This window comes from Kribbella sp. NPDC058245 (assembly GCF_042882005.1).
Classification (GTDB): domain Bacteria; phylum Actinomycetota; class Actinomycetes; order Propionibacteriales; family Kribbellaceae; genus Kribbella.
The window spans coordinates 324,986-337,108 of the sequence record NZ_JBHVWY010000005.1; the positions used below are offsets into that span (position 1 = coordinate 324,986).

Annotated in this window: 12 protein-coding genes; 4 read left to right on the plus strand and 8 right to left on the minus strand. The window is 68.3% G+C overall.

Annotation, left to right across the window (positions count from 1 at the left end; translation table 11 throughout):
* Positions 1-34: 34 nt before the first annotated feature.
* Positions 35-892, plus strand: a complete 858-nt coding sequence (locus ACFVWG_RS13755) for an MOSC domain-containing protein (protein ID WP_391543570.1) — start codon at positions 35-37, stop codon at positions 890-892.
* Between the two features lie 11 nt (positions 893-903).
* The gene (locus ACFVWG_RS13760) at positions 904-2,145 is read left to right on the plus strand and encodes a M1 family metallopeptidase (protein WP_391543571.1); all 1,242 of its coding nucleotides are present in this window, start codon (positions 904-906) and stop codon (positions 2,143-2,145) included.
* On the opposite strand, the gene ACFVWG_RS13765 is transcribed toward ACFVWG_RS13760, so the two are convergent.
* Together ACFVWG_RS13765 and ACFVWG_RS13770 are read right to left on the minus strand one after the other, a co-directional pair.
* Positions 2,142-2,600, minus strand: coding sequence for a lamin tail domain-containing protein (locus tag ACFVWG_RS13765; protein ID WP_391543572.1), 459 nt, complete (start codon positions 2,598-2,600; stop codon positions 2,142-2,144). The two genes, ACFVWG_RS13760 and ACFVWG_RS13765, sit on opposite strands and share 4 nt — an antisense overlap.
* Before the next feature lie 85 nt (positions 2,601-2,685).
* Positions 2,686-3,435, minus strand: a complete 750-nt coding sequence (locus ACFVWG_RS13770; RefSeq protein WP_391543573.1) for an MBL fold metallo-hydrolase — start codon at positions 3,433-3,435, stop codon at positions 2,686-2,688.
* A 70-nt stretch (positions 3,436-3,505) separates the two neighbouring features.
* Between ACFVWG_RS13770 and ACFVWG_RS13775 the strand changes: the two genes are divergently transcribed.
* The gene (locus tag ACFVWG_RS13775) at positions 3,506-4,447 is read left to right on the plus strand and encodes a GlxA family transcriptional regulator (protein WP_391543574.1); all 942 of its coding nucleotides are present in this window, start codon (positions 3,506-3,508) and stop codon (positions 4,445-4,447) included.
* Here ACFVWG_RS13775 and ACFVWG_RS13780 read toward each other — a convergent pair.
* The 6 genes from ACFVWG_RS13780 to ACFVWG_RS13805 all read right to left on the minus strand — a co-directional run bounded on the left by ACFVWG_RS13780 (position 4,444) and on the right by ACFVWG_RS13805 (position 10,622).
* Positions 4,444-4,710 (minus strand): hypothetical protein, encoded by a 267-nt coding sequence (locus ACFVWG_RS13780; RefSeq protein WP_391543575.1) that lies wholly within the window; start codon positions 4,708-4,710, stop codon positions 4,444-4,446. The genes ACFVWG_RS13775 and ACFVWG_RS13780 overlap by 4 nt on opposite strands.
* Before the next feature lie 231 nt (positions 4,711-4,941).
* Positions 4,942-6,528, minus strand: coding sequence for a hypothetical protein (locus ACFVWG_RS13785; protein ID WP_391543576.1), 1,587 nt, complete (start codon positions 6,526-6,528; stop codon positions 4,942-4,944).
* Between the two features lie 205 nt (positions 6,529-6,733).
* Positions 6,734-7,699 (minus strand): CAP domain-containing protein, encoded by a 966-nt coding sequence (locus tag ACFVWG_RS13790; protein ID WP_391543577.1) that lies wholly within the window; start codon positions 7,697-7,699, stop codon positions 6,734-6,736.
* A 203-nt stretch (positions 7,700-7,902) separates the two neighbouring features.
* Positions 7,903-8,697, minus strand: a complete 795-nt coding sequence (locus tag ACFVWG_RS13795) for a CAP domain-containing protein (RefSeq protein ID WP_391543578.1) — start codon at positions 8,695-8,697, stop codon at positions 7,903-7,905.
* Between the two features lie 71 nt (positions 8,698-8,768).
* Complete coding sequence (locus tag ACFVWG_RS13800; RefSeq protein ID WP_391543579.1) at positions 8,769-9,428, minus strand: GNAT family N-acetyltransferase; 660 nt, start codon at positions 9,426-9,428, stop codon at positions 8,769-8,771.
* A gap of 78 nt (positions 9,429-9,506) precedes the next feature.
* The gene (locus tag ACFVWG_RS13805; RefSeq protein WP_391543580.1) at positions 9,507-10,622 is read right to left on the minus strand and encodes a GNAT family N-acetyltransferase; all 1,116 of its coding nucleotides are present in this window, start codon (positions 10,620-10,622) and stop codon (positions 9,507-9,509) included.
* Between the two features lie 78 nt (positions 10,623-10,700).
* Here ACFVWG_RS13805 and ACFVWG_RS13810 point away from each other — a divergent pair, with 78 nt between their 5' ends.
* Positions 10,701-11,513, plus strand: coding sequence for a DeoR/GlpR family DNA-binding transcription regulator (locus ACFVWG_RS13810; RefSeq protein WP_391543581.1), 813 nt, complete (start codon positions 10,701-10,703; stop codon positions 11,511-11,513).
* Positions 11,514-12,123: the final 610 nt, after the last annotated feature.

A 12,123-nucleotide genomic window follows, 5' to 3' on the forward strand; every position in this document is an offset into this window, starting at 1 on the left:
CAATTCAAGTGACATGAGGCCGTAGGATGGAGGCATGTCTGCCGCACGCGTCGCCGCCCTCGTCTACTACCCGGTCAAAGGTCTGGCGGCAGTGCCGGTCGAGCAGGCCGAACTTGGCCCGCGCGGGCTGCTCGGCGACCGCGGTTTCATGGTGGTCGACACCGACGGGACCTTCCAGAGTCAGCGGACGCTGCCGGCCATGGCGACGCTCCGGGCCGAGCTCGCCGGCGACGTCATCCGGCTCTCCGCGCCGGGCGCCCCGGATCTCGCCGTACCGATCCGGTACGACGGGAAGCGGCGCGACGTCAGTCTGTTCAAGTCGTGGTTCGGGCGGGCAGTGGCTCAGGACCCGGCGGCGGACGAGTGGTTCTCGGAGCGACTAGGGCAGCCGGTGGGGCTGGTCCGGGTCACTCCGGAGCACGAGCGGCCGGGGTGGGGTGTGCATCGCGGCGAGACCGGGTTCGGTGATGCGCACGCGCTGATGATCACCTCGCTGTCGTCGCTCGACGGGCTGAACGAGCGGATGGTCGAGCGCGGTGCCGAGGCGATCCCGATGAACCGCTTCCGGCCGAACATCGTCGTCTCCGGCTGGTCCGAACCGCATACCGAGGACCGCGTACTGCGGATGTCGATCGGTGCGGTCGAGATCGGATACTCGGCCCGCGGGATCCGCTGCGCGGTGCCGACCGTCGAGCAGGAGACCGGCCGGAAGTCCGGGCCGGAGCCGACCCGGACGCTGGCGTCCTATCGGCGTGAACCGGCGTACGGCGGTGGCGTCAGCTTCGGCATCAAGGGCGCCGTGCTGACCGGCGGGACGATCGCTGTCGGTGATGAGATTTTGGTACAGGAATGGATCCCGGCCGGAACCGATCCGGCCAAACCTGAGGGGTAACGTCCGGAGCTGTGCCCCGGCTCCTGTTGTTGCTGCTAGCCCCTATCTCGTTGCTGGTGGCAACACCGCCGGCGCCGGGAGTGCCGTCGTACGACGTGCAATTGACCGGTACGCCGGACGGCCGGACGTGGTCGGGTCAGGAGCGGATCAGCTTCACGAACACGTCTGCGCAGTCGCTGCCCGAGATCTACGTGCGGTTGTGGGGCAACTCGCGTGGTTGCGGCTCAGTGGTCGTCACCGGTGGCACGGCCATGCGTGACTGCACGGTGGTCAAGTTTCCGTTGCCGAAGCCGCTGGAACCGGGGAAGCGGACGTCGATCAGCTTTGACGTGAAGCTCACTGCGCCGGATCGCGAGGATCGGTTCGGGCGTTCGGGGGAGTTCAGCTTCTTCGGGAACGCGCTTCCGGTGCTGGCTGTGCGAGATGCGGCCGGGTGGCATCTCGAGTCCGATCAGGGGTTCGGGGAGAGCTTCTACACGGTTGCCGCGGACTTCGCCGTACGGTTGACGCATACCGGGAATATCGCCGTACCGTCGACTGGGGTGACGTCCGATGGGGTCGCGATCGCCAAGCAGGTAAGGGATTTCGCCTGGGCGGCTGGGCCCTTCCGGAGTTCGGAGGCCAAGTCTTCTGGTGGCGTCATCATCCGCACCTGGGCCACGCCGACTGTTACGGCGGCTGCGGTGGACGACGCCAGGGCCGAGGCCTCTGCCTCGATCGACGAATTCGGTCGCCGCTTCGGCGCCTATCCTGATCATGAACTCGACCTCGTCATGAACGACCAGTGGGCCACCTTCAGCGGCATGGAGTATCCGGGGTTCGTGCTGCTCATCTCACCGGAGAGTCCGGTGGTGCACGAGGTCGCGCATCAGTGGTGGTACGGGATCGTCGGCAACAACGAGTACGCCGATCCCTGGCTGGACGAGGCGTTCGCGACGTACGCGACCGATGTCTTCCTGAAGGATGCCCGAGTCGGATGCTGGCCCGGAACGTTGCCTGTAGCAATCACTCGGGACATGGGCTACTGGGGTGCGCACCAGACGTCGTACGGGACGTTCGTCTATGTCTACGGTTCGTGCATGCTGCATGAGTTGGAGCGCGTGATCGGTACGCCGGCGATGGAGCGCCTGCTGGCGTCCTACGCGAAGGCCCATTGGCACGGGGTGTCCACCCCGGCCGGCTTCAAGGCCGCCGCGCAGGGTGCCAGTTCCGTTGACCTGACGTCGTTCTGGCGCGGGCACGGGATTGGTTAGCAGGCGAGTCCGGCCCGGCCGGCGACGGCCTTGTAGGTGCAGAAATCGATGACCTTGTTCAGCGAGTTCTGCAGTCGCGCGGTGTCGCCGTCGTTGTTCCAGATGTAGTTGCCGGAACCCCAGTAGAGGTGGTTCGCGCTGTTGCGGCCCTTGCCGGTGTGGACCAGGACGGTGCTGCGGGCCTTCAGGGTGAAGGTCGGCGGGAAGTAGTAGACATGGCTGGCCGCGTCCCGGATCCGGTAGCCCTTCAGGCTCAGCGGACGCGTGGTGTTGTTGCGGATGCTGATGTATTCGAGGTTGATATGCGCGTTGGTGCGGGTATCCGGGCCGACCGGGTCGTACTGGATCCCGGCGACCAGGAAGATCGGTGCCGCGGCCGAGGCCGGGAGCGTGGTGGTCGCCGTCACCAGCGCGGCGATCGCGGCAATGGGCAGGACGAAGCGTCGTGCGAACACGGAGTTCCCCTTGTGACAGTGGGCCAGATTCCCCCCGGCCCGATGCCCCTCAACCTAGGAGTGACGCTCCGTGTTCGTCAAGGGGTCAACGAACCTCGGTGGCTACTCCGTGTTCCAGAAGCTGCAGTCGATCGTTGAGGCCGGCTTCGGCGAAGGTCGCTGCGAACTGATCGGGGCCTTCGGTGAAGTGCGCCCAGCCCTCGGTGTGGACGGGGACGATCGTGGCCGGTGCGAGCAGGTGAGCGGCCTCGACGGCCTCGGCGGAGGTCAGGGTGAGGTTGGCGCCGTCCATCAGCACGGTCCGGGCGCCACCGGCGAACAGGACGGCGACGTCGAACGGACCGAACCGGTCGGCGATCTGCTTGACCAGGTCGACCGACGCGTTGTCGCCGGAGACGTAGACGGTTGGCAGGTCCGCGCCCTGCAGGACGAAGCCGGTGACGACACCCAGTACGGCGTCCGCGCCTTCCGGACCATGCAGAGCCGGTACGGCGGTCACCGTGATGCCGTCGACGTCGTACGCCTCCCACTCGTCGAGGCCGTGGACATTCGCGATCCGGGTCGCAGCGCCGGGCGTCGACAGGACGGTGGGGACGGACGGCAGCAGTGCGCGGCCGGACTCATCGAGGTTGTCGTAGTGCTCGTCGTGCGACAGCAGTACGACGTCGACCGGGCCGAGGTCGGCCACCGGGATCGCCGGGCCGATCAGCTTGGTCATCACCCGGCCGCCCGGCATCGCGTACTCGCGCGGCGGGTCGAAGGCGGGATCGGTCAGGAACGTGCGACCGCCGTAGGTGAACAGAGCGGTCGGGCCACCGATATGCGTGATCTTCATGGCTCAATCCTGAGCGTTCTCGTCCCGGTCGACCATTGGCCCGGGAGCCATAGTTGCTTAAGATCGGGCCATGCACACAGTCGCCGTCCTCGCCTTCGACGGGATGAGCCCGTTCCATCTCTCCGTGCCGTCGCTGGTGCTGGGCGATCCCTGCGGTGAGGTGCGCCGGTACGACGTCCGCGTGTGCGCCGAGGAACCGGGTTCACTCCGGACCAACGCCGGATTCGGGATCACGGTCGAGCATGACCTGTCGATCATGGACACCGCCGACGTGGTGATCCTGCCGAGCTGGGAGCCGTTCCGGGTACCGTCCGAGACGCTGCTGACCGCGATCCGGACCGCGCACGCACGTGGTGCTGTTGTGCTCGGCCTGTGCGTCGGCTCGTTCCTCGTTGCCGCGAGTGGGATCGCTTCGGGGCGTGAGGTGGTCACACACTGGCGCTGGGCGGCGGAGCTGCAATCACAGCAGCCGGACGTCGTCGTACGGGCTGATGTCTTGTGGTCGGACCTGGGGGACGTGATGACGTCGGCCGGCACGGCGGCGTCGCTGGACTGCTGCCTGCATTTGGTACGGCGTCAGTACGGCGTGGAGGCGGCTGAGGAGTTGGCCCGCAGCATCGTGATCGCACCGCATCGGAGTGGGTCGCAGGCGCAGTACATCCCAGTGCCGGTGCCGCCGGATCCGGGGGACGACGTGATCGAGAAGGCGATGGTGTGGGCGCGGGCGCGGCTCGATCAGCCGGTCTCGCTGGATGAGTGGGCGGCCGCGGTCGCGCTGTCACGCCGTACCTTCACACGGCAGTTCCGGGCGCGCACGGGCAGCTCAGGTCAGGCGTGGCTCCTGCAGCAACGCCTCGACCGCGCCCGCCTGTTGTTGGAGACCACCGACCATCCGGTCGAGCGAGTCGCCACCGCCAGCGGCTTCGGCAGCAGCGCGGCGTTGAGACACCACTTCCATGCCGTCCTGGGTACGACGCCGCAACGCCACCGCCAGGAGTTCGCCCTCGCCTAGAGCAGCGCGAACAGCACGTAGATCGCCGGTGCCGCGAACGTCACCAGCAGAATCCAGGCCATCAGCCGATGCCCGGTCTTCTCCCGATCCAGCCCCGAGGCGAAGGACAGCACAGCCCCCTCCTCGGTATGCCGGCTCAACCCCATCCGCTTGGCCTCCTCAGGCCGCCGATCGGGCCGCTCGTCCGCCAGCGCATCCGGTGGAATCCCGAAATGCGCCGGCCGCTCCGGATCCAGGTCCCCACGTTCACGATCCCCGAACATGCACCCTCCCGCCGTCGCCTCCCCCCATCGTCCCACCAACCACCCCCCAACACCCGCGATCCGAGCGTTCTCCCACCCCCGCCGTACCGACCAACGGGTAGTCGTCCCCCAAACCACCCCTCGCGCCCGCCCCCACCGCGGCAACCGCCAGCCGCGCGCCCACCACTACCCGTCCGTCGGTACACCCCCACGACCGAACCCACCGTGCGGGCGGGGAGGAGGGGCGCTGGGTCAGCGGAAGATGGCTACCCAGGCGACGCGGGTCTTGTTCTCGCAGACCCCCAGCAACCCACAGAGGGGACCGGTTTTGTAACCCTTCGTGCCTCTGCCGACCGCCATGGTGGTGAATCCGCAGTTGAGCACGGTGGCCTTGTTCTCCGACAGCATCTGGTCGTAGGCCTTGGCGGCGGACATGCTGTCACCACCAACGGTTGCCTTCGAGCCCGTGTCGCCGTCGTTGGCCGTGTTGCTGTCGGCCCGGTTCTGGGCGTCCACGCGTGCGCTGCTGGTCATGCTGCTGTCGCGCTTGAGCTCCGCGCACCCCTTGTTTTTGCGTGCCTGGTTGATGCTGTTGAACAGCTGCAGCTCGTCCCCGTTCATACTGCCGTCGTCCGTGGGCGGGGGCGGCGGAGGTGGTGGAGTTCTGGTTGCGGTGGTGGTCGGCTGCGGGCCGTCGGTGGTGGTGGGGGGCGACGGGGTGGTCGACGTACCGGTGGTGGGGACGGTGGTGGGGGTGTCCGTCGGGCCGCTGGTCGGGGGTGTTGTGGGGGTGACGGAGCTTGTCGGCGTACCCGTCGGCGGGGCGGTGGGGGTGACCGGAGGTGTCTTGGGGGACTTCGGCGGGGTGGTGGGCGCGTCGACCGGCTTGGTGGTCGGAGTGACGTAGGAGTCGTCGCGGCTGATCGGGAGCGAGGCGTCGGCCTCTTGGTTTTGCGGCTGGTGGAGGAGGATCCACGAGATCGGGGTGATGACGAGCAGCACTGCCGCGACCGCGACGAACGGGCGGCGCTTGCCGCCTTCGCCCCTCGCGGCTCGGGAGATCGGTCGCCCGTCGGCGTCGACCGCCGTACTGTCTGCTGCCTGCCGGGCGGGGCGGTTCGCCCGCTCGGCGGTCTCGCGGATCGCGGCGGTTCGCGGGCCGGACAGCTCGCTGGTGCCTCGGGCGGTCCGCGGGTCCGCGACCGCACTCACCGGCGGTTGCGTGTACGACGGGTTGGGCGCGACCGGCGTGGACTCGAAGCGGTCGGACACGGCCGGAGCAGCGTCGAGCCGGCTGGTCGGCGTGGAGTCGAGTCGACCGGTTTCGGCAGGCTTCGCGTCGTACCGGCTCGTCTCGGGTGCGGTCGGCTGGTACCGGGCGGTCTCGACTGGCGCAGGGGTGACCGGCGGACGTTTGGCTGGGCGCTCTGGGGGAGTGGTGGCCCAGGCGCCGAGTCCGGCGAGGTCCTCGGCCGGCGTCGATTGGCGGGATCGACGGGTCGGGGCAGGCGTCGGAGCGGGCGCAGGTGTCTGCGTGACCCATCCGCCTGACGAGCTCGTGCTGAGGGGCACGGTGCTGTCGACCGTCGGGCGGGGTGCGTACTGCGGGGTGGAGTCGGCGCGGTTGCGGGCCTCGAGGCGGGCTTGGGTGTCGGCCCAGGCCTGGCTGTCGGCACGCGGCTGGGCGTTGGCCCAGAAGGGGGACTCCCCGCCGCGGGGCGCGTAGCGGGGTGGCTCGGGCGGGGGCGGTGGGGCGGATTCCTCGACGGGCCGGGTGCCCCGGGCGCGGGTCGCCTTCCTGCGTGGTTTGTGCCGGCCACTACCGGAGTCGGACGACATTTACGTCGTTGTTCCCTTCACTGTCTCGCCCCCAAGACGTGCCTCATCAACCGTCTCGCCCGGCCCCGAACAGCGGACCGAACACTTCGACAAGGACGGATCTACCCGCGGTGACCGGCCGGAAATCGGCCGGACGTTGTGGCATTCGAACAACGTCTGCGCCACTGTCGGTGTCGTCGACACAATGACAACCCGGTACGACGGCCTAGCTGCGGCCGAAGTCCTGCACCCAGCTCCCGTGGCCCACGTTCGAGCTCACTTGCCCGGAGTCGTAGCCGACGCCGATCAGGTTGTACTTGCAGTTGAGGATGTTGGCGCGGTGACCGTCGCTGTTCATCCAGGCGTTGACCACCTTCTGGGCGGTCGAGTAGCCGGCGGCGATGTTTTCGCCCCAGCTGCTCCCGTTGTACCCGGCGGCGCGCATGCGGTCGCCCGGGTCCTGGCCGTCGGGGTTGGTGTGGTCCATGTACTTGCGGCGGACCATGTCGGAGGCGTGCTTGCCGGCGGCCTCGACGAGGGCGCTGTTCAGCCGCAGCGGGCCGCAGCCGTTCTGCTCCCGGACCTGGTTGGTGAGGTCGAGGACCTCGCGCTCCTGCGCGTTGGTCCCGCCACCGTCGGACGGCGGCGGCTCGGGCGTGTTGCTCGGCGGCTCGCTCGTCTCGGTCTTGGTCGGCGTCGGACGCGTCGGCTGACTCGGCTTGCCGGGCTTCCCCGGCCTGCCCTCGATCGTCCGGGGCGCACCCGGGGTGACGATCACGGTGGTCACGCCTTTGGTCGGCGCGGTCGGGGTGGTCAGCGCACTCGCCGGCGAACCGCTGGGGGTGACTCCGGGCGTGCCGGGGGTCGAGGTCGTCGACGTACCGTTCGCGCCGGTGCCGATCACGGCGGTGGTGACCTTGCCGTTCGGCAGGGTCTGGGTGACGGTCTTCAGCGGGCCGGTGTGCGCGCCGTCGACGAGTGAACCACCGGAGTTGTCCCGGGTGTCCTCGGAGACGTTCAGCACCTTCGTCGCGTCGTCGACCGTCGAGTTGTCCCGTGACATCAGATAGATCACCGGGCCGATGGCAACGAGGACCGACAACGCGCTCGCGATCGGGCCGACCAGGCCACGCTTGTTCTTCTGGGCGCGTCGGGTACCGCGGTGCCGCCGGGGGGTTGGCGCATCCGTCATGAGTGGGCGAATCCTCTTCGTGTGCGTCGTTCCGAGTACTGCGTGTCTCCCCGCGGTCCTTCCAGGTCCCCCCTGGTCACCGAAAAGCGACCTTAACCGACACGACGGGTCACCGTTACAATTTCGCGACTCGGCTTAACGCTTTCTGAAGATTGCGCAGCACGCTTTCTGAAGATAGCGCTCTGCTGGTACGACGCATGCCCTCAGCCACCGAAGTCCTGGACCCAGGAACCCTTGCCCCATTCGGGTTTCACCTGGCCGGAGTCGTAGCCGACACCGAGCATCGTGTAGCTGCAGTTGAGGATGTTGGCCCGGTGACCGGGGCTGTTCATCCAGCCCGTCACCACGGCTGCCGGGCTGGTGTAACCGACAGCGATGTTCTCGGCCATCGCGCCGCCCTTGAAGCCGGCCGCCTTCATCCGGTCGAACGGTGAACGCCCGTCCTGACTGTCGTGGGCGAAGTAGTGCTTGTTCACCATGTCCGACGCGTGCGCCTCGGCTGCCTTGGCCAGCGCGCTGTTGGTCCGCAGTGCGCCACAGCCGGCCTTCTTCCGCTCGGCGTTGGTCAGCGTGAGGACCTGAGCCTCCGGACTGCCCGAGGCGGCGGTGGTCGTCTTCGTCGGCTTCGAGGCCCTCGGCGTCGCGGTGCGGCTCGGCGAGGTGGTCGGCTTCCGGGTGCCTTCGCGACTCGGCGCCGTACTCGATCGAGTCGGGGTCGGCGTCGGCGTCTTGGTGACGGCCTTCGTCGCGGTAGGAGTAGGCGTCGTACGGCGTGGTGTCACCGACGGACTCGTCGGACGCACCTCGACCGGGGCGCTCGAGGCGTCGTCGGTCGGGGTCGGGATCGCCGTCAGCGGCTCCTCCTGACCAGTCACCTTCTGATCCCCGAGGTCACGCAGAACGAACCACCCGATGCCCGTCAGGAGAACCAAAGCTGTGAGAGCAGCGAGCAGCGGACCGGCCACACGGGAGCGCGGTGACCGTTCAGGGTTCGTCATGGTGAGCAGCCTTGCCCACCCGGTGGCGAGCTGACTCCCTTCGGGAGCCTGCCTTTACAGATCTCTCACAATCAACAGCGAGCGGTCACCACGTCGGCGACGACCTTCCAGCCCAGGCTGCGGTACAGCCGGAGACCGTCGATCGACGCGATCAGGATGCCGCGCTTGGCGCCCTGAGCCGCCGCCGTCTCGACCAGCGAGGCCATCACCGCGCTGCCCAGACCGCGCCGCCGGTGCGCCGGGTCGGTCTCGATCCGGTCCGCCACCGCGTCCGGTCCGACGACCGCCATCCGGCCGCTCGACACGACACCGCCGTGCAACGTTGCACGAGTGATGATGAGGTCGCCCTCGAGCTCGGTGTGCAGGGCGTAGCGCTCGTGCAGCTTGAGCGCGGGCTGCTCCGACAACTGGATCGTCATCAGCCAGTCCTGGTCGCGCTGCACCTCCAGGCCGAGATCCTCGAGCTGCTCGACCCGGGCTTCCTTGTCGTCGGTCGCCAGCGTGATGTAGCCCGCCCCGCGACCTCCGGGGGCGGCCAGCGCCAGCTCGGCGGCCCGCTCGACCCGTTCCGGTTTGTCATCCGCGTCCAGGACGACGTACTCCATCGCGCGGTTGTCCTCACCCGCGCGGACGGTCAGTATCCCGTCGTGGTCGTCCTCAACCGTCGTCCAGCCCCTCGAGACGGACCACCCGGCCTGCCAGCGGCGGACGAGTTCCTCACGATCTCTCACCAGTCGATTCAACCAGTCGAATGCCGAGACGGCGAGGGGAAGGATGTCGCCTGTCACCAACTCGCCGTCTCGATGTGGTCACGGACGGGGGTCGGTGGCAAGCAATTCGAAGATGTAGTCGTCGTCCCAGCGCCCCTCGCGACCGGGTGCCGCGGCCCGCCCGATCCCGACCTTGGTGAAGCCGTTGGCCTCGGCAACGTGCGCCGACGCGGTGTTCCCCACCGCGGCTTGCAGCACCAGCCGGCGGCATCCAAGCCCACCCTTGTCGACCGGTGTGAAGGCATGCTCGGCCAGCAGCCGCACGGCGTTCGTCATCGCGTTCTTGCCGCGTCCGACCGGGTGCATCCAGTACCCGATCTCGCCGTATCCGTTGGCCATGGCAAAAATGGTGACGTTTCCGAGCAGCTCGTCGGTGACCGGATCGGCGATCACCCAGGCGACGGCTTTGCCCGCGGCCATGAGGTCCTTCCGGCTCTCGATGAAGTCCTCCGCGTGGTGTAGCTCGTACGGCGACGGCAACCCGGGCAGCCAGTACTGCGTCCGCTCGTCGCTGCAGGCCTCCATCACCCGCTGCGCGTCGTCGGCTCGAAACGGACGCAGGCGAATGCCGTCTCCATCCAGCTCCGCCGCCGTCCACCAGTTTCCCTGTGGCTCCAGCTCCTCGTCCCGACCGACGGTCGCCACCCATTCGTCGTACCGGACGCCACGCGCACGACCACCACCCGGTACGACGACAAGGCCGCGGAACCCGGCCTTCCAGGCGACCCGGCGTGAACCCCAGTTGCCGACGAACGCGCGCCAGATCATCCGGTGCCAGTCGAGCTCGTCGAACGCGTATCTCGTGGCGAGTTTCGCAGCGCGCGTCATGACCCCGCGGCCACGCGCCCACGGAGCGACCGAGAACCCGATCTCGCCGACGCCGCCCTCACCGTCGTGCAGGCTGACCGAGCCGGCGAAGCGGCCCTCCACCTCGATCGCCCAGGCGCCGTAGTTCAGAGTGCGCCAACCTTCCGGCACCATCTCGGTGATGAAGGAGACCGCATCCTCCCGGGTGTACGGCACCGGGATGGTGGTCCAGCGCTGCATCGCCGGGTCCTGGCACATCTCGTAGACCGCGTCGACATCGGCGGGAGTGTGGGCGCGCAGCGTCACCACATCGTCGGTCAGTTCCGGCACATCCTCGGGGAATCGCATGCTCCAGAGTGACAAGCCGTCACCACCTCGGCAACGGCATTTCCTGACAGGGCGGCGAACTCCGTTTAGGCTGACACCGTGAATGCAGCCGGAGCAGAGCCGCCACGCGGCCGGGGTGGGCAGCTGGCCGCGCAGCGACAGGCCACAATCGTTGCCGAGGTCAACAGTCGCGGCGCGATCACCGTGGCCGAGCTGGTCGAGCGATTCGGCGTGTCGGACATGACGATCCGGCGTGACCTGGACGCCCTGGACTCCAGCGGCCTGCTGCACAAAGTGCACGGTGGAGCGACCTCCGTCGGCCTCCGCAGCGCCCACGAACCAGGCTTCGACGCCAAGCTCACCCAAGAGTCCGCCGCCAAACAAGCCATCGCCGCCGAAGCCGCCGCCCGCGTCCAGCCCGACAGCGCGATCGGCATCGGCGCCGGTACGACGACCTACGCGCTCGCGCGGCAGCTCCTGCGCGTGGAGAACTTGACAGTTGTCACGAACTCGGCCCGCATCGCTGACGTCTTCCACGGCAACTCACGCTCCGACCGCACCGTCGTACTGATCGGCGGCATCCGCACCCCCTCCGACGCCCTCGTCGGCCCGATCGCCACCGCCGCCCTCGGCTCCCTCCACCTGGACCTGCTGTTCCTGGGCGCCCACGGCGTAGACGCCGAACACGGCCTCAGCACCCCCAACCTGATGGAAGCCGAAACCAACCGCTCCTTCATCGCCGCCAGCCGCGAGGTAGTTGTAGTCGCCGACCACACCAAGTGGGGCACCGTAGGCCTCAGCACCTTCGCCACCTGGGCCGACCTGGACGTCATCGTCACCGACAACGGCCTCTCCACCGCCGCCCGCAAAGCCATGCGAGACACCGGCTGCCAACTAATCATCACCCCCTGACCCCGCCCCGCTCCCGCGCCCCCGCCCGCCCCCGCGCTGCCGCCCCCTCCCACGCTCCCGCCTGCTCCCACGCTCCCGCCTGCTCCACCTGTCGACCGCGGAGACGCTAGTTGACGGCTGGCTGCGGAAATTTGAGGGGATCTCCCCTCAACGTGCTGGTTCTCCCCTCAAATTTTGAGGGGAGAACCGTCAACTTGAGCGGAGATCCCCTCATTTTCCGCGCGGCCCCACGACCCGAACCCAAGCAACGGGTCACCTCTGGTCGCCGCCTGCACCAACCGCCGCAGCCCAGGCAACGTTCACCTCTGGTCGCCGCCTGAACCAACTGCCGCAGCCGCAGCCTGTAAGCCCAGGCAACGGTCACCTCTGGTCGCCATCCGCACCAACTGCCTCAGCCACAGCCCGGAAGCCCAGGCAACGGGCACGTGGTCGCCGAGCGCACCATCCCCCTCAGCCTCAGACCTGGCCAGCCACCCTGCTTCTCAGTAAAGCGGCCGCAGCGGCGAGCAACCATCGGGTACGCCGTCGGCCGCAGTGGTTGACCGCGCCAGGGGGAGATCAGTGGATGTCTACTGCCACCTAGCGGCAGTGATCATCCACAAAGGCGCCG

What these genes read in the sequence shown, in the direction of transcription:
- ACFVWG_RS13790 (WP_391543577.1), bottom strand. Translation starts at nt 7,699, where the DNA reads ATGACGGATGCGCCAACCCCCCGGCGGCACCGCGGTACCCGACGCGCC.
- ACFVWG_RS13780 (WP_391543575.1), bottom strand. Translation starts at nt 4,710, where the DNA reads ATGTTCGGGGATCGTGAACGTGGGGACCTGGATCCGGAGCGGCCGGCG.
- ACFVWG_RS13795 (WP_391543578.1), bottom strand. Translation starts at nt 8,697, where the DNA reads ATGACGAACCCTGAACGGTCACCGCGCTCCCGTGTGGCCGGTCCGCTG.
- ACFVWG_RS13755 (WP_391543570.1), top strand. Translation starts at nt 35, where the DNA reads ATGTCTGCCGCACGCGTCGCCGCCCTCGTCTACTACCCGGTCAAAGGT.
- ACFVWG_RS13805 (WP_391543580.1), bottom strand. Translation starts at nt 10,622, where the DNA reads ATGCGATTCCCCGAGGATGTGCCGGAACTGACCGACGATGTGGTGACG.
- ACFVWG_RS13775 (WP_391543574.1), top strand. Translation starts at nt 3,506, where the DNA reads ATGCACACAGTCGCCGTCCTCGCCTTCGACGGGATGAGCCCGTTCCAT.
- ACFVWG_RS13785 (WP_391543576.1), bottom strand. Translation starts at nt 6,528, where the DNA reads ATGTCGTCCGACTCCGGTAGTGGCCGGCACAAACCACGCAGGAAGGCG.
- ACFVWG_RS13770 (WP_391543573.1), bottom strand. Translation starts at nt 3,435, where the DNA reads ATGAAGATCACGCATATCGGTGGCCCGACCGCTCTGTTCACCTACGGC.